The 23,161-nt window shown below is 26.8% G+C and carries 14 protein-coding genes, 1 pseudogene and 1 riboswitch; of the genes and pseudogenes, 10 read left to right on the top strand and 5 right to left on the bottom strand.

Features of this window, described 5'->3' with window-relative positions; translation table 11 throughout:
• Window positions 1-91: 91 nt before the first annotated feature.
• Window positions 92-1,051, bottom strand: coding sequence for a helix-turn-helix domain-containing protein (locus tag E0D94_RS00155; RefSeq protein WP_130805300.1), 960 nt, complete (start codon window positions 1,049-1,051; stop codon window positions 92-94).
• A gap of 273 nt (window positions 1,052-1,324) precedes the next feature.
• On the opposite strand from E0D94_RS00155, the gene E0D94_RS00150 reads away from it, so the two are divergent.
• The 4 genes from E0D94_RS00150 (at window position 1,325) to E0D94_RS00135 (ending at window position 7,740) form a co-directional block, all read left to right on the top strand.
• Entirely contained in the window at window positions 1,325-2,641 is a 1,317-nt protein-coding gene (locus tag E0D94_RS00150) for a hypothetical protein (protein ID WP_130805299.1), read from the top strand.
• Entirely contained in the window at window positions 2,614-5,658 is a 3,045-nt protein-coding gene (locus E0D94_RS00145; RefSeq protein WP_130805298.1) for a M28 family metallopeptidase, read from the top strand. The genes E0D94_RS00150 and E0D94_RS00145 overlap by 28 nt, the downstream gene beginning before the upstream one ends.
• A 152-nt stretch (window positions 5,659-5,810) precedes the next feature.
• The gene (locus E0D94_RS00140) at window positions 5,811-6,344 is read left to right on the top strand and encodes a sigma-70 family RNA polymerase sigma factor (RefSeq protein ID WP_130805297.1); all 534 of its coding nucleotides are present in this window, start codon (window positions 5,811-5,813) and stop codon (window positions 6,342-6,344) included.
• Complete coding sequence (locus tag E0D94_RS00135) at window positions 6,337-7,740, top strand: DUF4179 domain-containing protein (protein ID WP_130805296.1); 1,404 nt, start codon at window positions 6,337-6,339, stop codon at window positions 7,738-7,740. Before E0D94_RS00140 ends, E0D94_RS00135 begins: the two co-directional genes overlap by 8 nt.
• Before the next feature lie 31 nt (window positions 7,741-7,771).
• On the opposite strand, the gene amrS is transcribed toward E0D94_RS00135, so the two are convergent.
• Both amrS and amrA read right to left on the bottom strand, forming a co-directional pair.
• Window positions 7,772-8,623, bottom strand: a complete 852-nt coding sequence (amrS, locus tag E0D94_RS00130) for an AmmeMemoRadiSam system radical SAM enzyme (RefSeq protein ID WP_479725509.1) — start codon at window positions 8,621-8,623, stop codon at window positions 7,772-7,774.
• Window positions 8,624-8,646: 23 nt separating this feature from the next.
• Window positions 8,647-9,985, bottom strand: a pseudogene (gene amrA / locus E0D94_RS00125) (AmmeMemoRadiSam system protein A).
• A gap of 107 nt (window positions 9,986-10,092) precedes the next feature.
• Between amrA and E0D94_RS00120 the strand changes: the two are divergent.
• Entirely contained in the window at window positions 10,093-11,898 is a 1,806-nt protein-coding gene (locus E0D94_RS00120) for a MutS-related protein (RefSeq protein WP_165442813.1), read from the top strand.
• A gap of 68 nt (window positions 11,899-11,966) precedes the next feature.
• Window positions 11,967-13,364 (top strand): L-cystine transporter, encoded by a 1,398-nt coding sequence (locus E0D94_RS00115; protein WP_130805293.1) that lies wholly within the window; start codon window positions 11,967-11,969, stop codon window positions 13,362-13,364.
• A gap of 42 nt (window positions 13,365-13,406) precedes the next feature.
• Here E0D94_RS00115 and E0D94_RS00110 read toward each other — a convergent pair whose 3' ends face one another.
• Window positions 13,407-14,963, bottom strand: coding sequence for an ABC-F family ATP-binding cassette domain-containing protein (locus tag E0D94_RS00110; RefSeq protein WP_130805292.1), 1,557 nt, complete (start codon window positions 14,961-14,963; stop codon window positions 13,407-13,409).
• A gap of 126 nt (window positions 14,964-15,089) precedes the next feature.
• Between E0D94_RS00110 and E0D94_RS00105 the strand changes: the two genes are divergently transcribed.
• The 3 genes from E0D94_RS00105 (at window position 15,090) to E0D94_RS00095 (ending at window position 19,789) form a co-directional block, all read left to right on the top strand.
• Window positions 15,090-16,784, top strand: coding sequence for a Na+/H+ antiporter NhaC family protein (locus E0D94_RS00105; protein ID WP_242620446.1), 1,695 nt, complete (start codon window positions 15,090-15,092; stop codon window positions 16,782-16,784).
• Between the two features lie 273 nt (window positions 16,785-17,057).
• A riboswitch (cyclic di-GMP riboswitch) is annotated at window positions 17,058-17,141 on the top strand.
• An 89-nt stretch (window positions 17,142-17,230) separates the two neighbouring features.
• A complete protein-coding gene (locus tag E0D94_RS00100) occupies window positions 17,231-18,235 on the top strand; it encodes a ketoacyl-ACP synthase III (RefSeq protein ID WP_130805291.1) in 1,005 nt (334 codons plus the stop codon).
• 21 nt (window positions 18,236-18,256) lie between these two features.
• A complete protein-coding gene (locus tag E0D94_RS00095) occupies window positions 18,257-19,789 on the top strand; it encodes a methyl-accepting chemotaxis protein (protein ID WP_165442812.1) in 1,533 nt (510 codons plus the stop codon).
• Between the two features lie 38 nt (window positions 19,790-19,827).
• Here the strand turns inward: E0D94_RS00095 and E0D94_RS00090 are convergent, their stop codons facing one another.
• Complete coding sequence (locus E0D94_RS00090) at window positions 19,828-21,060, bottom strand: aminopeptidase (protein ID WP_130805289.1); 1,233 nt, start codon at window positions 21,058-21,060, stop codon at window positions 19,828-19,830.
• A 139-nt stretch (window positions 21,061-21,199) separates the two neighbouring features.
• Here E0D94_RS00090 and E0D94_RS00085 point away from each other — a divergent pair, with 139 nt between their 5' ends.
• Window positions 21,200-23,137: a S9 family peptidase gene (locus E0D94_RS00085; protein WP_130805288.1), complete on the top strand. Its 1,938-nt coding sequence runs from the start codon at window positions 21,200-21,202 to the stop codon at window positions 23,135-23,137.
• Window positions 23,138-23,161: the final 24 nt, after the last annotated feature.

Genomic DNA, 23,161 nt, shown 5'->3' with positions numbered 1-23,161 from the left:
GAAGTTTGCTATGAAAGAAAGTGCTGAATGATTTTTCCACTTGAAAAGAGTTAAGAAATAGAAGAAAAATATTATTACTTTTTAAATATTATTACCTATCTAAATATATGTTATATTTATCTTTAGTAATCTCTTTATACTTTTTAGCTAATTCATAATATCCTTTTATTTCTAATATATGTATGGCTTTATTAAGAGAATCTTTATAAATACTTTCATCTTTATCAAGTAAATATTCTGCAATACCTTTTCTATAATATAGATGGTTTAAAGCATATATAATATCTTGGTTAATAGCATAGACTATGCCTTTAATAGCATACTCTAGAGATTTCATATAATTATTCATATTATGATAATTATATGAAATATTAGAAAAACATTTAATTATAAGCTTTTTTTCATTTAGAAGTGATTCTTCACTAAAATCTAAAGATTTAAGTACAAATTTTAAAATTTCATTACTTTTTTCATAATTATTATCTCTTTTAAGAGCCACTGCTATCATAATTAATATACGAATTTCAAATAGATTATATTTAAACTTAGAGAAATTATATAAATTAAAATCTTTTAGAGTAAGTTTTAATGCTTCTTTAAAGATACTCATTATTTTTTTATTATTCTGATCTTTTTTAATTAATTTTTCAATTCCTTTAACTATTAATCTGAATTGCTCAATAACCCTACCTTCATATAAGCTAAAATCAGAAGGTGATTTATCTTTAAAATTAACTTCAAAATCATTAGATATATTAATAAGTTTATCGTAATCATATGAACTTATAATATCATCTATCTTTTCATAATAATTTAGTAAGTTTCTGTTAGTATTATAATGAGCTATCTCGTGAAATAAGTCTTTTTTGAAGAACATGGATAATTTATTTAATGTATCAAAGGTCACAATATTATTTCCATTTTCTATTCTTCTCAAAGTATCTCTATGAACACCCGTTTCTGTAGAAACTTGTATTTGACTATAACCTAATGACTTTCTTATTTTTCTTATTCTTGTACCAAAATTTTTTAAATCATAAGTTTCAAACATGTTACCCCCTTATAAAATGCCGAAAATTTTCGTATGGTTTTATTATTTTAAATATTTTATAATGTAAATAAGTAAGAAATATTTAATGTATAAATACCCAAAATATACTATATTAACTACTTATAATAATTTTTAAATTTAAGGGGGTTAGTAGAGATAAAATATTCAGAAGATTAACATTACTATTTATTATAATGAAGTTATTAGGCCTAAAATCTTATAAATACTAATTCATTAAACGAAATTATTCATTTAAATGAAAGGGGTTTAGAGGTGAAATTAATTAAAGGTATTTTAATAATAAGTATAATTACTATTCTTTTAAGTGGATGTAGTGAAACAGATAAAGTAGGTACGAAATTAAAGGATGATATGAATTATGAAGATTTTTTTATTAGTGTTCGTGAAAATAATGATAAGGTCGTTATAGTTTATGGCACTATAGGAAGTGAAAAAGAAAATTTGTCTTCTGAAAAATCTGCTTATGGTTATGAAAATCTTATGCTTAAACTTTTAAAGGTAAATTCTTCAGATAACATAATAATTAAATCTGATATTGAAGTGACTGAAGAAGATATTAAAAATGCACATATTATTTTAACAGGTAATCCATCAGTAAATTCTATGTATAAAGAAATCAATGATAAATTGCCAATATATATAGATGGTGATGAAGTAATAGCCGGGGATAAAATATTTACAGGAGATAAAGTAATGTTTAACTATATTCATCCAAATCCTTTAAATACTAATAAATATGTATGGATAAATGGTTCGTTAGACAATGAATATATTGCTATAAATCAAGATAATAGTATAAGAGAAGATTATGATATAAAAGTTAATGAAAATGAAAGATATAAAGGAGATTTTATTAAAGAAGATGATGAATGGAAAGTTCAGTTAGGTGATAATGATTATTCTGATAAAAATAATATAGTTAAAGAAAGTGACAATTTCAAGTTCATATATAGTGAATTTAATACGGATGTAGATGAAAATATAGAAAAGATAATGAAAGAGAGAGAAAAAATCTATGATAATATATCTGATAAATTAGGATTTAAAAATCCTGAAAAAATAAATGATTATATTTTATTAGATTTTAAGCAAATAGAAAATAAAGTAGTGTATGGAAATCATAATAGTTCTTATTTGGGGAGTATTTATGAAGTTTATGGAGAAGATTCAAGTATTATGGCCCGAATATATCAAGCAATTAATATTCAAAAGGGGTTTCCACTAAACCAGTTTATAGAATATGGTCTATTTTATTATATAACTATGGATAAAGTTGAAAGTGAATTAGATATAGAGTTAGATATAGGAAAGGTTATAGAAGAGGATAAATATATTCAATTTAGTTATATGTCTGATTATATGATAGATAGAAAATTAGATTGGGATATAGTAGTAACTGAACTTACTTTATTTTCTAAGCACCTTGTAGAAATATATGGATTAGATAAATATATTGAACTTTATGAGACGAATACAGAGAAAGGATTAAATGATTCTTTTGTCAAAGTATATGGGAAAGATTTAATCCAATTAGAAGATGAATGGTTATCTCAAGTAGAAGGAAATTAGATGTGAATAGGAAAAATAGAAAAAAAGTAATTCTAATATTTATTTTAATATATTTGATTGTTACTCTTATGGGTTGTAGCAAGACTAATAATTTAAAGTTTAATGAAGACAATGCTTATAATCACATAAAAGAGTTATCATCTGATAAATATGAAGGTAGACTCCCTGGGGCAGAGGGACATAGAAAAGCATCAGAATATATAGCTCATGAATTTAGAGAAATGGGACTTGCTCCTATACATAAGAGAAATGAATACTTTCAAGAATTTCAAGACTACTCTCCTATCCTTAAAGAAGAACCTACTTTTCAAGTTATAGATAAAAACGGAAATATAGCTCATGAATATAGTATCAGAGATGACTATACTGAACTTCCTGTGAATAATACTGTAGGTGGATTAATAGAAGGTAATGCAACTATAGTTAAATCACTTGATGAGATAGAAGAGAATAGTAAAATAATATTAAGTTCTAAAACTTTTTATAACCATATTGACATAGAAAAATTAAAGAGTTTAGGAGTTAATCTAGTAATAAGTCCATCTAAAGATAATAGTGAAAATAAATTTCTTAAAACTGTAATAACGGATGGAAAGACTGATGATGCCGAAGAATCTCAATTAATTAGAATTTTAGTTAAATCTGATGTTTTTAGTGAATTAGTAAAATATACTAAAGAGGGATATACCATTAAATTTAATATGGATTTAAATGTGAAAAAGGTAGATATGAGAAATGTGATAGGTTATATCCCTGCTAAAGACAAGGAAACAGAAGAAGCTTTGATAATAACAGCACATTATGATCATGTAGGCTATGATGCAGATGGAAAAGTATTTAATGGTGCATTAGATAATGCATCAGGTATAGGTATGTTATTAGAAGTAGCTAGGAGTATTAAAGAAAGCAATATATCTCCTAAGAAAAATATAGTATTTGTAGCCTTTGATGGAGAAGAAAGTGGACTTAAAGGTTCCACTTATTATACTAGGTCTAGACCTTTTGATTTAATAGGAAGTAAGATTATCAATCTAGATATGATAGGATCTAAAGAAAATCTAGACCTGTATATAGACTATTTTCCCAATAGCCAAACTAGTAAAGATTTAGCAAAGGAAATAAAAGATAAGTGGGGAGAGGATTTAAAGCTTAACCCTTCAGCTTCTAGTGATCATGCTGTATTTGGAGAGAAAGACATTCCTTCTATAACATTAAATCATCCATCAATGGAACTTATTCATGCATACAGTGATGATATAGATAATATTGATAAAGAAAGATTAAAACAACCTGGCGAGCTTGTATTATGGATAACGGATTATTATGGAGTTAAAGCTAAAGATTTAATAAATAGGAGTATATCTGATACTCAAAATAAGAATATATATATATTAATAGTATCATTATTCTTTATAATTTTTGTTTTTCTATTATTATTAAAATATAGAAAGAAAAAGGGCAAACCTATACTTACTATTATACTTTTAATTGTGATAATGATTTTAATTTTACTTTATAATACCTTCTATGAATATGAACAGTATGGAGTTACTAGGATGATAAATACAGATAAATATAAAGGCAAGCCATGGAAGGACACTGAAAATATCACTAAAGCTCAGGGTATAAATGACTCTGATTTTTATGAAAATATAAATATAGTTATAAATGATAATAAAAATATAGCTAACTTAACAATAAATAAAAAAGGTGAATTAAGTGACAGAGAAGAGTTAAATCTCCATAATATATCATCAGAAGATATAAAAATATTAGACAATGAAGTATATTTTATAAACAAAAACACACTCTCTAAAATAAATGATAGAAATGAAGTTGAAGAAATAAAAGATAATATTATTGGATTTGATGTATTAAGAAAAGGTAAGACACCTTATATAATAGCATCTGATGAAAAAAGGCTATATTTAATAAATGAAGGCTCAGTGAGAGAAAAAGTTATTTCTGGTATTGAAAGTATTAAGGCTAGAGAAGACAGAAATGAAAATATTCATATACTATTAGAAAGAGAACAAGAATCAAATACTGAATTATTATACTTATATAGTAATTCTAATGAAGAAATAGGAGAAATAAAATCAATAGGAAAAATAGATAAAAAGAATGATATTCAATTTGGTATAGATATAGGTAAGGGCTATATATTTACAAACGATAAAAAAACTATTAAGTATGGGACATTTAATTTAGGGTCAAGAAGCTCAACTATTAGATCTTTTAAGAAATTAGAATTGACTGGAAATAGTGGCATTAAAGTAGATAAAGATTTAAATTTAACTATAAATAAAGATATGGATAAAGATGGAGAGATATCATTAGTAGCAAAAGGCAAAGATAAACATAATGTATCTTATATATTTTTAAGAAATTTATATAATGGAAGAGTTACTGAGGAAAAATTAATATACAAAAAAGATAAAGTAAATATAAAAGATTTACAAATTTTAGATTCAAGTAACTATAGTTATGTTTTTTGGATGGAAGGTAAGGGGAATAACTATACTTTGAAAGCTTCATCATCAGACTCTCAGTTTGGAAATGATGAGAAAAAGGTAGATTTCTTTATAAAATTAGGAAATATAATACAAAATATAATTATGATGCCTGTATTTTTAGTCAGTAGAATGTATTTGGTATTACCAGGATTAATAATTCTAGGGATATATAGGTTATTAAGAAAAGAAAACTCTAAATATCTTAAAATTGTAGTTTTTAGTAGTTTAATAATCAATATTTTATTTGAAATAATATCCATGAGAGAGAATTATGTATTTGGATATTCAATGGAGTATATAATAGTACCTATTATCATAGCAATATGTGCTTTGATAATTACATTTTTCTACTTGAAAGAGACAAATAATAAAGCATTGTTAAAAACATTTGTTATATTTACAATAATAAATATGATATTATTGTCAACTTTATATGCTCCTTACAGCTTAGAATGGGGAGTAGAAAGAGGCCAATTAGATGAACAAAATCTTTTTAAATAATTTATATAAAATATGATGTATATATTAATTGAAAAGAAAAACGAAAAAACTAGAATGGATTAAAACCGTTCTAGTTTTTTTATGATAAAATTTAAAAAAGTTGAAACTTTTTTATCCATTTTTCCCACTAATGTATTGAAAGGAGTTATGAAATGGAAAAAAATGATTATAAATTAATAAAAAAAGCAATAAAAGGGAATAAAAAAGCTTTTGAAAGATTACTTAAGAAAAATTATGAACAAATTTATCGCACAGCTTATTTATATGTACATAACAAAGAAGATGCCTTAGATATTGTTCAAGAAGCAACTTATCAGGCTTTAATATCTATTCATACCTTAAAGCATCCAGAGTATTTCATGACTTGGTTTACAAAGATTATAATTCGATGTGCCGGTCAAGTACTTTCAAGAAGGAAAAATATCATTTCTTTAACAGAAGGTATTTCCTTTAAGTTAAACTCTGATATTGGAGTAGTAGATAATGATTCTTTATATATTATAGAAGCTATAGGTAAATTAAAGGAAAATTACCGAACACCAATTATACTTTTTTATTATCATGATTATTCTATAAAAACTATTAGTAAAATCATGAACATACCAGAAGGGACTGTAAAGACTTATTTAAGTAGAGGTAAAGCAGAACTAAAAAAGAAATTTGAAAGGGAGAGAAGCTATGGATAATAAATATATGAAGTCATCTATTAATAAAATAGAAGTACCAAAAGAAGATGTTTTCAATGCAATTGATGAAGGAATAAAGAGAGAGAGTCAAACTAAAACAAAAAAACCTACTAAAAAGAAATTAATAATTAGTTGTGTAGCTGCTGCATCTATTTGTGGTATTACTTTTTTATCAGGTTTTTTCATTCCCAGTATGAATCAAGTATTAGCTAGTGCACCCTTTATTGGAAGAATATATGAAGAATTTGGAGATAACTTAGGAGTAGAATTAGCTAAAGATGAATTAGTAACAGAATTAGGTGAAGAAATAACTCAAAATGGAGTGACAGTTAAATTAAAGAATGCATATTTTGATGGTGATAATGTTTCAATTATAGGACATGTAAGTGGAAATATTGAAAAAGGAGAAGTACATTTTGATGTTAATTTTGAAAATAATAAAGGGGATAAGGAAGATTCATGGCTTAATAACATGTCAACTGGAATACATGAATCAGAAGATGGATATGACTTTCAATGGAAATTAAAATATCCTTATGGAGAGATTAAAGAAGATTTCACATTACCTGTTTCTATTCATAATATTAATGGTATAAAAGGAAATTGGAGTTTTGATGTTCCTATTAAACAAGAGATAAATAAGACATTAATGGTTAATCAATCTAAGTTTTATAAAGACGAAGAAATTAAAATAAAAATTGATGAAATTAACGTAGCAAGAGAAACTTCCAATATAATTTTTGAAACTGTATCAAAATATAAAAATGATTATATAGATATTTATAAAGCAGAAGATGAAAATGGAAAGGAATTATTTAACTATAAAAATAATACTAAACTTTCTACTTTATTAAAAGACGATAATCATTATAATATTTACAGGAAAAATATTAATAAAATTGATAAAGATATAAAATCAATTAAACTTTATCCGTCTCTTTCAATATCTGAGACTCCTGTTCAAGAGACTTTAAATAAAACATCATTTATATTAGAAAGCAAACGTACAGATTTTGAAATTAAAGTGAATAACGTTACTGAAGAAGGAAATAAACTAATTGTTGATTATAATTTTAAGGGGCTAAAGGAAAATTTAAGCAAGGATAAATTTGATATATTAGCTCATAATCTATCTTATAGCTTTTCTTTAGTTGATAAATACTTTATCAATGACATTGATCCAGAAAATCCTTTTTTACCTAAAGGTCATAGTATATCTAGAAATAATGTAAAATTAATTGATAAAGATAATTATCATTTTCAATCAGTATTTGAACTTGATGGAGAAGAAAAGATAGAAGATTTCTCATTAGAAAATACTATTTTACGATTTGATTTCACAAGTTTTATTGAAAATAAAAAATTAGAGCCTTTTACTATTGATTTATCAAAGTAATGCATAAAGCTGAACTAATTAAAGTTCAGCTTTATACATTACCTAAAACTACCCTATCCAAATATTTCTCTGCTATTTCTTTTGCTTTATACATTATATTTAAATCTGTAGGTGGATTATCCATTTTATACATTGGAAAATATCTTGTAATGTGTAAGGGGATAGATTTATCAATATTAGATAGAAATTTTGCTAAGTTTTCTATTTCATCTAGATTATCATTTTCTCCTGTAACTAATAGTGTTGTTATTTCTACATGGGTACTTTTTGCTGCTATTTCTATTGAATCTAGTACTGGATTTAATCTGCCACCACAAATTTCAGTATAATATTCATTATTAAATCCTTTTAAATCTATATTCATTGCATCTACATATGGGAGCAATTTTTCTAAGGGCTCTTTATTTATAAATCCATTTGTAACTATTACTACAGATTTAGTACTATCCTTTTCTTTTAATAATTTAGCTGTTTCATATACATATTCATACCAAATTGTAGGTTCATTATAGGTAAAGGCAATACCTATATTATTAGAAGTGTGAAGGGCTGAAGCTACTAATTCTTCTTTTGTTATTCTTTGGCTAGGAGCATGATAATCTGTAAATTGAGCTATAGAATAATTTTGGCAAAAAGCACATGTTAAATTACATCCAAATGTACCTACAGATAATATATTTGATCCTTCTCGAAAGAATTTTAGAGGCTTTTTTTCTATAGGATCAACTGTTATAGCTGTAACTTCTCTATAATTAGTAGAAAAAAGCTTACCATCTTCATTTAACCTTACACTACATTTACCTACATTCTCATTTTCTATTACACAATTATGTGGGCATAAATAGCAATGTACTTTTTTATCATCTAGTTTCTCATAAAACATAGCTTCTTTTTTGATAATATCACCTACTCTTCTTCATATCTTGTAACTGTAAATCTTTCTATTTCATAATTTTCACATTTACTTATTTGGGCTTTTTTAAGTGTTATATCAATTTGTTCATCCACTGTATCTACTCCTTCTAAATCAGGAAGTAATACCCCACTTTTTCCATTACTTGTAATTATTATTCCATATTTTTTAGGATCTAAATTCTCCCTGCTAGTTCTTTCTGGTTTTGATAGTACATCTACTGAAAATTGTATATCTTTTAATTCATCTTTTGTAACTGCAGGAAACCTAGGGTCATAAACTCCTGCCTCTATAGAGTTTCTTATAATTTCTCCAACTATGGACTCAGTTACAGGGGAAATTGTACCAATGCAACCTCTTAAATTTCCATTTTTATGAAGGGTTACAAATACTCCTCTTCTAGTTTGCTGCATTTCTTTTGTTATATAATCAGGTAAAATATTTAATATATGTCTATTTTCTATATATTTAGTTAAATTTTCTCTTGCTAATTTTATATAAGGATTATTGCCTTTTATAGTCAAATTTCATCACTCCATATCCTACGCCAAAAGTATTTTCGTAACTTAACAGTTTTCCTTTGTAGTTATACTCAGAAAGAGAACCTAAAAGTATACGAATTGATCTCATTCCACATTCTCCTGCATCTTTTATCATTTCTGTGTCCATATTAAATATTTTTTTAGTTTGTCCTTTAGTTAAAAGATTTAGTATTTCTTTATCGAATTTTTCTCCAGCTGGATGATAGTCATAAGGACCACTATCTTTAAGTCTATGAGATAAATCTCCACTAGCTATAAATACTGATTTTGTTTCCATATTTTCTATTGCTTCTTTTATAACCTTTCCAAATTCATATAATTTTTCATCTTCTATTGGAGCATAAGTTATATGGACTATTTTATAATCAGTGTATAATTTATTTATAAAATATAATGGAACTATTGCTCCGTGGTCTAAATAAAAAGAAGCATCATAACTATCTAGTAATGAAGATGTTGATTTTAATACGGGAATTTCTTTGTTTTCAGCTAATTCATAAATTTTATCAGTGAGAGATAAATCAATATCTAAATCCATGCTTACATTATTCACACCAAAATCTGATAAATCACCATGTATAGTAGTACCATGTGAAATAGATATGGCATCTCTAAACATAGTACCATGTGGAGTTACTAAAATAATAGTGTCAGGAGAAATTTCTTTTATATTTCTTGCTACAGTTTCTAAACTTTCATAAGTTTCTTTTATTCTCTTCTCTTCTCCTCTTCCAACCTCTGGAATAACTATAGGAGGGTGGGGGAGTAAATAAAAACCTTCTATGCTCAAATTTCTTCACCTCCAAATTAATTTCAAAAAATTAAATCTCTTATGGATATATTTACCCTTTTTAGATACAATTATTATATAGAGATAAAAGAAAGGTGGATATAATTTTGGTTGAGCCAATAAATATATATAAAAGAAGAAAAGCAAAATATAGTAATTTATTAAAAAGTACAAATAAAACAATGAATATAATTAGTACTATTAGACTTTTAACAGCTGCAGTTATTATAATGCTAGGGATATTTTTAGCTAGAGATTTAGGTGATTTAGTATTATGGGGATTATTTACTATTTCATTATTATTATTTTTATATCTTGTAAAAATACATAATGATTTAAAAAATTATCATAGATATATATCATCTATACGAGATATAAATAGTAATGGAATAGAAAGATTAAATTGGAATTGGAAAAATTTCAAAGAAGATGGAAAAGAGTTTATTGATATGAATCATAGATTTAGCTATGACTTAGATATATTTGGTAAAAATTCACTTTTTCAATATATAAATAGGACATATACTCCTATTGGGAAAGAAAAGTTAGCAAATATTTTAAAGAATCCTCCTAGTAATATAGAAGTTATAAAAAGTAGACAAGAGGCTATAGAAGAGTTATCAAAAAAGAGATGGTGGCGACAAAGATTTGCTGCATCAGCTATAGAGAAGGAAAAGAAGGGTAATAGAGATAATACAGACATAATATCATGGGCGAAACATAAAAAAGATATATATACCAAAAAAAGCACTAATATATTTTTAAAAATATTACCATTAATAACTATTAGTTTACTTTTAGGGGCATATGTATTTTTAGCTATACCAAAAATGGTAGCATTATCATTTGTAGCAATTCAATTTTTGATGAGAGCACTTAACTCTAACAACTTAAATAAGGAATTTGACAAAATATATAAATATGGAGATGATATAAAAACCTATACAAAGATGATAGAAAAGTTTGAAAAAGGTAATTTTAAATCTAAATATATTTTAGATTTAAAAAATAGTTTAAGAAATAAAGATAATGAAGATGCTTCTAATCAATTAAGAAAACTTGAGAAAATAGTTGAAAGATCTCTAAATCGAAAAAATATGATCTTCTTTCCTATAAATGTATTACTTTTATGGGATTATCAGTGTTTAATATCTTTATATAAATGGAAAGAACAATCAGGGGATAATGTTGAAAAATGGATTAATATAATAGGAGATTTAGAAGAATTAAGTTCTTTTGCAGGACTTAGTTTTGATAATAGAGATTGGGTATTTCCAAATATAGAAAAAAAAGATTCAATTTTTAATTCAAAAAGTATAGCTCATCCTCTTTTAAGAAAAGGAGTAGCTAATAGTATAAATATAGAAGATCCTTCTAGAGTAATACTTGTAACAGGCTCAAATATGGCAGGGAAGAGTACTTTTTTAAGAACTATTGGAATAAATATAGTGCTTGGCTATTGTGGCTGTAAAGTATGTGCAGAAAGTATGAATTTATCTATAATGAATTTACAAACCTGTATGAGAATAAGTGATGACTTAGAAGCAGGTATTTCTTCGTTCTATGGCGAGCTTAAGAGAATAAATAGTATAGTAGAAAAGTCAAATAAAGATTTGCAAGTATTTTTCTTATTAGATGAAATATTTAAAGGTACCAATTCATATGATAGACATATTGGTGCAAAAATGCTTTTAAAACAGCTTTATAAGAATAAAGCTATAGGCCTTGTTTCTACTCATGATTTAGAATTAGGTGAAATGGAAAAGGAGACTTTGGGTAATGTACTAAATTATCATTTCAAGGAATACTATGAAAGAGGAGAAATACATTTTGATTATAAGTTAAGGAGGGGTGTATCAACTACTAGAAATGCAATATATCTTATGAAAATGGCAGGTGTAAATATAGAATAATTTTAATTCCCTATTTACATACCGGAATAGTATGGTATAATATAAAAAAAGAGAAGGAGGCAATAATATTGAATGATATATTTTTAACCATAATAAACATTTTAGTATTTTTAGCTATAACATTTGGGTTATTTATGATGCAAAAGAAATATGTATCATTTACCAAAAGAGTACTTTTAGCATTACTTGGTGGTATAGTATTTGGGGCAGTACTGCAATTAATTTATGGTCCAAACTCAGAGGTTGTTATTCAATCTAATACATGGATTTCAATAGTAGGTACAGCATATGTAAGACTTCTTAAAATGATTGTAATTCCTCTTGTATTTATAGCCATAACTGGAGCCATAATAAAACAAACTGGAAAAGATTTAGGTAAGATGGCAGGTATTATAATATTAGTATTAGTATTAACTACAGGTATTGCAGCTTTAGTAGGTGTAGGTACAGCATCTATATTTGATCTTTCTGCAGAAGGACTTCAAGTGGGAGAAGATGAATCACAAGCAGCAGATAATCTAGAAAACAGATTAGGAGAATTTACAGCAAAACCTATTCCTGAACAAATAGTTGAGATAATACCAATAAATCCTTTTTATGCAATGACTGGTCAGGGAAGTTCGGCTACTCTTTCAGTAGTTGTATTTGCAGCATTTATATCTATTGCAACACTTGGTCTTAGAAGAAAGAAACCAGAATCAGCAGAACATTTTGCGAAAATAATATCTACACTTCATGATGTGGTTATGAGAATGGTTACTTTAGTATTAAGACTTACTCCATATGGAGTTTTAGCTCTTATGACAAGGGTGGTTTCTACAAGTAATTTTAGTGAAATTGCAAGGTTACTTAAATTTGTAATAGCTTCATATGTAGCACTTATAGTTATGTTTATTATTCACTTTGTAATATTGGCTATATTTGGATTAAATCCTATGACATATCTTAAAAAATCAGCTTCAGTTTTAACATTTGCATTCACATCTAGAACTAGTGCAGGAGCTATTCCGTTAAATGTTGAAACTCAAACAGATAAACTTGGAGTATCTGAAGGTCATGCAAATTTATCAGCATCTCTTGGATCAAGTATTGGTCAAAATGGATGTGCGGGAATCTATCCAGCTATGCTTGCTGTTATGATAGCACCAACAGTAGGAATAAACCCTTTAGCGCCAGCATTTTTGATTAAACTTGTAATAGTAATAGCACTTAGCTCATTTGGTATTGCAGGTGTAGGTGGAGGAGCAACATTTGCAGCTTTAATAGTTCTATCTACAATGGGTCTTCCTGTTGGACTTGTAGGGCTTTTAATAGCAATTGAACCATTAATTGATATGGGTAGAACTGCAGTAAATGTAAGTGGCTCTATGCTTGCAGGACTAGTTTCAAGTAAGGTTATGAATAATATTGATATAGAAAAATATAATGAGAAAGAACATAGAGAAGAATACACGGAAGAAAACTAAATTTATAAAAAATCCTGATTTATAAATCAGGATTTTTTATTTTTAAACTATTCTTGTTGTCCAATTTTCACAATTCCAAATATCTGTTACAATATCATTGTAAAACTCTGGTTCATGTGAGATTAAAAGTATTGTTCCATTGTATTCTTTTAATGCTCTTTTCAGTTCAGATTTTGCATCTTTATCTAGATGATTTGTAGGCTCATCTAAAATTAATATATTAGTTTCTTTATTTATAAGTTTGCATAATCTAACTTTTGCTTGTTCTCCACCACTTAGAACAACTACTTTACTTTCAATATGTTTTGTAGTAAGTCCGCATTTGGCTAGTGCAGATCTTATTTCATATTGATTAAATCCAGGGAATTCACTCCACATCTCATCAATACATGTATTATAATTATCTTTTTTTATTTCTTGTTGAAAATATCCTATATATTGATTTTGACCTTTTTCAACTGTGCCTGATATGGGTTTTATTTCGCCTAATATACTCTTTAGTAATGTAGTTTTACCTATACCATTTGCTCCAACTATAGCTATTTTTTGTTTTCTTTCTATGCGAATATTTAAAGGCTTAGTAAGAGGCTCATCATATCCTATAACTAAATCATTAGTTTGAAAAATTAGTTTTGATGGAGTTCTTGCTTCTTTAAAATTAAATTCTGGCTTTGGCTTTTCTCTATCTAATTCTATTATATCCATATTATCAAGCTTTTTTTGTCTACTCATAGCCATATTTCTAGTAGATACTCTTGCCTTATTTCTTGCTACAAAATCTTTAAGTCCTGCTATTTCTTGTTGTTGTTTTTTATATGCTGCTTCTATTTGTTTCTTTTTCATTTCATAAACTTTCATAAAATCATCATAATCTCCAACATATCTATCTAATTTTTGATTTTCCATATGATAGATTAGATTTATTACACTATTTAAAAATGGTATGTCATGAGAAATGAGTATAAATGCATTTTCATAATCATTTAAATAAGTTTTTAACCATTCTATATGTTCATAATCTAAATAGTTTGTAGGCTCATCTAATAGTAATATATCTGGTTTTTCTAATAATAACTTTGCAAGTAGTACTTTAGTCCTTTGCCCTCCACTTAAATCATTTACATCTTTTTCAAATCCTATAGCATCAAGTCCAAGACCTCTTCCTATTTCTTCTACCTTTGCATCTATTATATAAAAATCATTATTTGTAAGAATATCTTGGATTGTTCCCATATCTTCTAAAAGTGTTTCTAATCGTTCAGGAGTAGCACTAGCCATTTCATCACATATAGCATTCATTTCTTTTTCTAAATCAAAAAGATAACTAAAAGCAGACTTTAATGTATCACGAATAGTCATACCTTTTTTTAAAACTGTATGTTGGTCTAAGTATCCTATTCTTACTCTTTTAGACCATTCAATGTCACCTTCATCTGGCGTTATTTTTCCTGTAATTATATTCATAAATGTAGACTTACCTTCTCCATTTGCCCCAATTAGTCCGATATGCTCACCTTTTAATAATCTAAATGATACATTATCAAATAAGGCTCTATCACCAAAACCATGAGTTAGGTTTTTAACTGTTAAAATACTCATAAAATCTTCCTTTCTACGAAGCTATTCATAATACATAATATATAATAATTAAATTTAAATGTAAACTTACAATTAGGATATTTTTAAAAGTTGTCGAATATATATTTAAGAAAGGAGGGATTATTCTTGAAGAGAAAAGTATTGTTATTAGTACTAATATTTATTTTTATTTCTACTTATGCTTTAGCAGATGAAGTAGATAGTGCAAAGCTTAATGCAGAAAAATTTGGTATTTGGACTCTTTTACCACCACTTATAGCTATAGTTCTTGCATTTATAAGTAAAAATGTAATTATATCATTATTTATAGGAGTTCTTACTGGAGCATTTATTCTATCATTAAATAATTATAATGTATTTGGAGCATTAATTCATAGTTTTTTAGACTTAATAGTATATATGGTTTCATCTCTTGCAGACAGCTGGAATGCAGGAATTATTCTTCAATGTTTAACTATTGGTGGAATGATTGCTTTGATTTCAAAAATGGGTGGAGCAAAAGCTATTGCAGAGTCTTTAGCTAAAAAAGCTAAATCACCTGTAAGTGCACAAATAATTACTTGGATATTAGGGCTTTTTATATTTTTTGATGATTATGCAAATGCACTTATAGTAGGTCCTATTATGAGACCTGTAACTGATAAAATGAGAATTTCAAGAGAAAAATTAGCATTTATAATAGATGCAACAGCAGCACCTATTGCAGGTATTGCACTTATATCTACTTGGATTGGATATGAGGTAGGTCTTATAAAGGATGCATATGAATCAATAGGACAAAATGTAAATGCATATGGCATATTTGTATCTACAATACCTTATAGATTTTATAATATACTTATACTTATATTTATAGTAGCAACAGCAATTCTTATGAAAGAATTTGGACCAATGTATAAAGCGGAAAAAAGAGCTAGAATTAAAGGTGAGGTATTAAGAAAAGATTCAAGTCCAATGATGAGTGATAATGATAAAAACTTAGAACCAAATGAAAATACTAAATTAAAAATAAAAAATGCACTGGTTCCAATACTTGTGCTTATGATATCAGCTTTTGCAGGGTTTTATTATAATGGATATGTAGCTTTAGCAGAAGATGCTAATATGATAGAAATGATAAAGGATTCTCCTTTATCAATTATGGCTATAAGAGAAACATTTGGAGCATCAGATGCTAGTATAGTTTTATTTCAAGCAGCACTTTTAGCAAGTATTGTAGCACTTTTAATGGGAATAAAACAAAAAATATTTACAGTAAATGAAGGTATTGATACTTTTATACATGGTTTAAAATCATTACTTATTACTGGTGTTATATTAGTCCTTGCTTGGTCACTTTCAGGAGTGATAAAAGATTTAGGAACAAGTAAATTTTTAATATCAATATTAAGTGATAAAATGCCTGAGTTTTTACTTCCATCAGTAATATTCATATTTGGAGCAATAATATCATTTTCTACAGGTACATCCTATGGAACAATGGGTATACTTATGCCACTTACAATACCTTTGGCATTTTCTATATCTCCGGAAAATTCATACATGTTAATGAATGCAGGAGCAGTACTTACAGGGGCTATATTTGGTGACCATTGTTCACCTATCTCAGATACTACAATATTATCTTCAATGGGTGCTGCATGTGATCATATAGATCATGTAAAAACTCAATTATATTATTCTATAACTGTTGGTATAATTACAATATTATTTGGTTATATTCCAGTAGGACTTGGAGTTCCAGTTTATGTTGTTCTTCCATTAGGATTAATTGTAGTAATATCATTTGTATATTTATTTGGAAAAAAAGTTACCTTCTAATAGTAGCAATATTTGTTTTAAAACATATCATATATTATTAGGAGGTGTGGTAAATGTCAGCAACAACAAAAGGCTTTTTTGGATTGGATGATGATTTATTACTTATAATTTGTGTGATTGTAGTTATATTCCTTATTTTCCCTAGCTTTGGTCACAAATATTAATAAAAAAGGTGAGAATTGATAGATTCAATTCTCATCTTTTTTATTAATATATTGGAAAAAGATACTTTATATGATATTATAATCTAGTAAAATATTGTCGAATTATATAACTTAATAAAGGCAAACTTATCGAAAGTTAAGGACGCAAAGCTATGGGTCTAAGGAATTAATCTATGATTGCCAAGCCGCTAAGTTGATCGCTATAAAATAGATAGCTCTACTTAGAGTTATCTATTTTACTTTGTCTATCTTCTTAGTAACTAAACTAAAGGGGAGTGTAAAATGTATCAAAATGTACTAATAAAAGGTGTTGGTTCATATAATCCAACAAAAGAAGTGAGAAATAAAGAAGTGATAGACCACTTTAAAAAGTATGAATTAGATGATCATGTAACTAATTTAATGAAAAAATTAGGTAGAGACATAAGAAAGCAAGCTGATGAAAATGAAAGTATGATAGGTATGGGAGTTAAGTCTGCTAAAAAAGCATTGAAAAATGCAAATCTTTCTCCTGAAGATATAGATATAATAATATCTGCTACAGATACACCACAATATTTAATGCCTTCTTGTGCATTGATGATGAGAAATGAATTAAAGGCTACTAATGCAACATCAGTTTTTGATTTAAACAATAATTGTGTTGGTATGATAAGTGCTATTGATGTAGCAACTAGATATTTAAAAACTGATAAAAAATTTAAAAGAGCTTTAATAATTGGTTCTTTACATGTAAGTCCTTTTGCTAGGGAAGATGATATGATTACATATTCTATTGTAGGAGATGGTGCTGCTGCAATTATTTTAGAATCTATAGAAGAAGACAAACAAAGAGGGTTTTTAGCAACAAGAATGTTTACTGATGATAATTACAATGATACTATAAGATTTCCAGAATGTGGACTTGAAAATATAGTTGATACAAATATAACAAGCTATGATAGAAAGATGCAATGGAAACCTTTTGATTTTAGCTTTCTTTCAGATGAGTGGTCAGAATTAGTAGTTAACTTACTAAAAGAAAATGAATATACTCCAGAAAATGTATCACATTATTTTATGTCACAATTTTCTAAAGATGATATAAAAGTTACTTTAGAAAAATTAGGCAATACTTCGGAACAAGCTACCTTTATAGCTGATAAATATGGATATACTGGTAGTGCCAGTCCAATAATGGCTCTAAATGAAAGGTTAGAAAAAGAAAATTTTATAGAAGGTGACTTAATAGTATTTTGTTCTGTTGCAGCAGGTTATACTATGCAAGCATTGAGCTATAAATGGTAAATATTTATGAAGGAGGTTAATATGAGAGAAGATACTAATACGATAATAGATTATCAGAAAAAAACTTTGAAATTTGTACTTATTATTTATTCAATAAGTGGATTATTAGCTGCAATAACTTTTTCAGCTATGAAATATTTAGGGTTATATAGTTCAATTAAATGGTTAGATTTGTCATTATTTGGACTTTTAATTATAGTTGAATCTATTATTTTTTATTTAATGCATAGAAAAACTATTGAAGGTGGAAATTTTAATAAAAAGAATTTTAATATTTTAAAGTATATAATATTTATTATGACTTTTATAAATTATTTATATTTAGTATTTATGATTCCATCTAAAGAATTATGGATGAGCATATTTTACTTTATTATTTTAGGAGCATTATTTTTAGATGTTAAATTAAATATTGCATTTATAATTGCTGGAATTATAAGTCAAATAGCTATATTTACATTTAACTCTAATACACTTCCATCTGAAGAGTTTATTATACAAGAATTTGTAATCAGAGCAATAATAATTACTTTGACTTCTTTTGGTATATTTATATTTACATTGTTTGCTTCTAATATACTTAATCAAATACAAAAAAGAGAAGAAGAACTGGCAAATAACAATCAAAAAATATCAAACATTTTTAATAGAACTTCTGAATTTGCAGATTCATTATTAGACTCTAGTAAAATGGTATCAACTATAGCAGAAGAAGAAAGTACAGCTATGCAAGAAATAGCTTATACTAGTGATAATGTACTACAATCAAGTAACTCTATGTTAGACAAGTCTAAAAAGAATACAAATATATTAGATGAATTGTTATCAGAGAATGAGAGTATATATAACAAAACAAATAATAGTAGGAGCATAGCTTTAGAACTTATAGAAAAATCCAATAAAAATGAAATATCATTAAATGAAGCGTCTAGCATTATGAATAAAATAAAGGAAAGAATAGAATTTACTTTTGATGCTACAAGAAAACTTCAGAATAAGGCTGAAGAAGTAGATGAGATATTAGTTATTATTGGAAATATTGCTGAACAAACTAATTTACTTGCATTAAATGCTTCAATAGAAGCTGCTAGAGCTGGAGAATCTGGAAGAGGATTTGTAGTTGTAGCTGAAGAAATAAGAAAGCTAGCTGAAAATACTAAGCATTCATTAAAAGATGTAGCTGGAATAACTACAGAGTTAAAAACAAAAATTTCTGATGTAGAAGATTTAATGACTAATAATAATAATCATATAACTGAAGGGAATAATATAGTAGGTGATACTGTACATAATGTAAAAGATATGATATCAGAATTAAAAGGTTTTACTGAAACTATAAAAAATATAAATGTTATGACTAAAGGACAACTTAATAAAACAAAAGAAATAGTAAATTTTAATGAAAATATTTATGAAAATACAGAAAGTACAATAGGAGAATTTAATACTTTAATTCAATCAATTCAACAAAGTGCAGCAATGAGTGAAGAACTTTCGGCAAATGCTGAAAACTTAAAAGACATAGCTGTACAAATGAATGAATTGATTAAATAACGAAATAACCACTAGGTTAATCCCTAGTGGTTATATTTTTATATAGACCAATTACCATCTTTAAATATTTGTACTTTTTCACCATTTTGTTTTTCAGCTATTATATTCATATCAGCTGAACCTATCATGAAATCTTCATGTATAAGTGAATCATTTGCACCTTTTTCTGTTAACTCTTCTGTTTCCATATCACTTCCATTTTCTATGCATGTAGGGTATGCTTTTCCTAAAGCTAAATGACAAGATGCATTTTCATCAAATAATGTATTATAGAATATTGTATCTAAATTTGATATAGGAGAGTCATGTGGTACCAATGCAACTTCACCTAAACGTAATGCTCCTTCATCAGTTTCTAACATTTTTTTAAGTACATCATAGCCCTTTTCTGCTTTAAAATCTACAACTTTACCATTTTCAAATGTAAGTGTAAAGTCATCTATTAAATTGCCATTATAATTAAATGGCTTAGTATTTTTAACTACACCATTTACTCCAGTTCTATGAGGCATAGTAAAGACTTCTTCTGTTGGAATATTCGCTACAAAATATGTGTCCTTATCATTCTCTTCTCCTCCACCTGCCCAAATATGGCCTTTTGGTAGTTCTACTTCTAAATCTGTAATAGAGGATTTGAAATGTAATTTCTTGAAGTTTTCTTTATTTAGATATTTTACTCTATTTTCTAAATTTGTAGTATGTTCCTTCCATGCTTCTACAGGGTCTTCTCTATCTACTCTAACTATTTTAAATATTTTATCCCAAAGTTTTTCTATAGCTTTTTCACTGTCATCAATACCTATAACCTTTTTAGCCCATGCTTTTGAAGGAGCAGCTATAACACACCAAGCTACTTTGCTAGCCATTGTATATTTTCTATATTCCTGAAGGGCTTTGAGTTTTGTTTTAGTATCTGTTGCCATTTTTTCAGGATCTACATCTTTAAATATGTCTGGATCATTACCAGTAATTGATATAAAGGCAGCATTATCCTTTGCAAGCTCTGCTAATCCATCTGCCTTCCATTGTGGAAATTCTTTAAATGCTTTGTCTGGTGCATTTAAAAATCTTATAAGGGCTAATTCATCGTCATTCCAATTAACCATAACATCACGTGCACCTGCATCATAGGCAGATTTTGAAAGAGCTCTTACAAATTCATTGCTTTCAATAGGAGCATTAATATAAAGAATTTGATCCTTTTGAATGTTTACACCAATATTAATTGCAATATCAGCATATTTTTTTAATAATTCATTGAAATTGTTCATTTTATCATCCTTTCATATAGTTTAATATTATTTTATATTAAATTTTCTAAAAAGTCATTTAAATTCTCAAATATTATAATGTTTTAATAATTCTGATATTATTATATAATATAAATTAGAATAATAGAGGGGGAATTTAATGGAAAAGTTAAAATTAGATGATTTTACAAAGTATAAGTTTTTATCAGGTATTAAACATGGAAAGGAAAAAGGAAAATTTGCTTTTGTAGTACATAATATTGATAAAGAAGAAAATAAATACTTATCTAATATTTGGTTATATGATAAAGGTGATTTAAGACAGCTCACTACATTTGATAAAGAAAGTTCATTTATATGGATAGATGATGAAGAGATAATATTCTCAAGCAATAGAGATGAAATAGATAAGAGTAAAGAAACAAAAGAAGAAATTACTAAATTTTATAAAATAAATATAAATGGAGGAGAAGCCAAAAAGTATTTTGAAATAGATAAAAATGTAATTAATATTGAAAAGTTAAGTGACAATAAGTTTATATTTACAGCTAGCTATGATAAAGAAGATAAAAATAAAGATGAAAAAAATTTTGTTGAATTAGACGAAATACCTTTTTGGTCTAATGGTAGTGGCTATACTAATAAAAAAAGAAGTAGATTATATATTTATGATTTAGAAAAAGAAGAATGTAAGGCTATTACAGATGAAATTACAAATATAGGTGAATTTTCATTAAATGATAATAAGGATAAAGTAGTATTTATATCTAATAAATTTGAAAACAAAATGGATTTAGCTGATTCATTATATATTTATGATATAAAAAATGATGAATTGAAAAATATCCATAGTAATGAATTTTCATATTATTATTCTAGATTTATTAAAGATGATACTTTGATAATAAATGCTACAGATATGAAAAATTATGGTATAAATGAAAATGGTAAGTTTTATACTTATGATTTAAATCAAGATGAAATGAAATGTATAACCCCTGATTTTGACAAAAGTGTATGGAACTCAGTAGGTTCAGATGTAAGGTATGGTGCGTCATCTAGTGTAAAGTTAGATAGAAATTATCTTTATTTTATTACTACAGAAAATGATAGTTCGTATATAAATAGAATAGATGAGAATGGTAATATACAAAAGTTAGTAGAGAATAAAGGTTCCGTAGATGGATTTAGTGTAAAAGATGGAGAAATATATTTTATAGGGCTTCGTGATTTAAAATTACAAGAAATATATAAATTAGATGAAAAAGAAGAAATTCAAATATCTAATTTTAATAATTGGTTACAAAAAGAAAGAACATTATCTCAGGTAGAAAATTATAGTGTGGAAAATGATGGGGTTACTATTGATGGATTCATAATTAAACCTGTTAATTTTGATAAAAATAAAAAATATCCAGCCATATTAGACATTCATGGAGGACCTAAAACTGTATATGGAAATATTTTTTATCATGAAATGCAATATTGGGCAAATCAAGGTTATGTAGTGTTTTTCTGTAATCCTCGTGGTAGTGATGGAAAAGGAAATGATTTTGCAGATATTAGAGGGAAATATGGAACAATTGATTATGATGATATAATGAAATTTACTGATAAAGTACTTGAACAGTATTCTTTTATAGATAAAGAGAAGGTAGGAGTTACAGGTGGATCTTATGGAGGTTTTATGACAAATTGGATAATAGGTCATACTAGTAGATTTAGATCAGCTGCATCTCAAAGAAGTATATCTAACTGGACGAGTATGTATTCTACTACAGATATAGGATATTACTTTACACAGGACCAAATTGGTGAAACTCCTTGGAGTGATAATGAAAAATTGTGGTGGCATTCTCCCCTTAAATATGCAGATAAAGTAGATACTCCTACGCTTTTTATTCATGGAGAAAAAGATTATAGATGTTGGGTAGTTGAAGGAATACAGATGTTTACAGCACTTAAATATCATAATATTGAAAGTAAATTATGTATATTTAAAGATGAAAATCATGAACTTAGTAGAAGTGGTAAGCCAAAAAGTAGAATAGAAAGACTTGAACAAATAACTAATTGGTTTGATAAATATTTAAAATAAAATAATCCCTGCATATTAATATGC

Origin of the sequence: Senegalia massiliensis, from assembly GCF_900626135.1 — a bacterium.
Classification (GTDB): domain Bacteria; phylum Bacillota; class Clostridia; order Tissierellales; family SIT17; genus Anaeromonas; species Anaeromonas massiliensis.
Note: the sequence above shows the minus strand (reverse complement) of the source record. Positions and strands in the feature narration are given on the sequence as shown.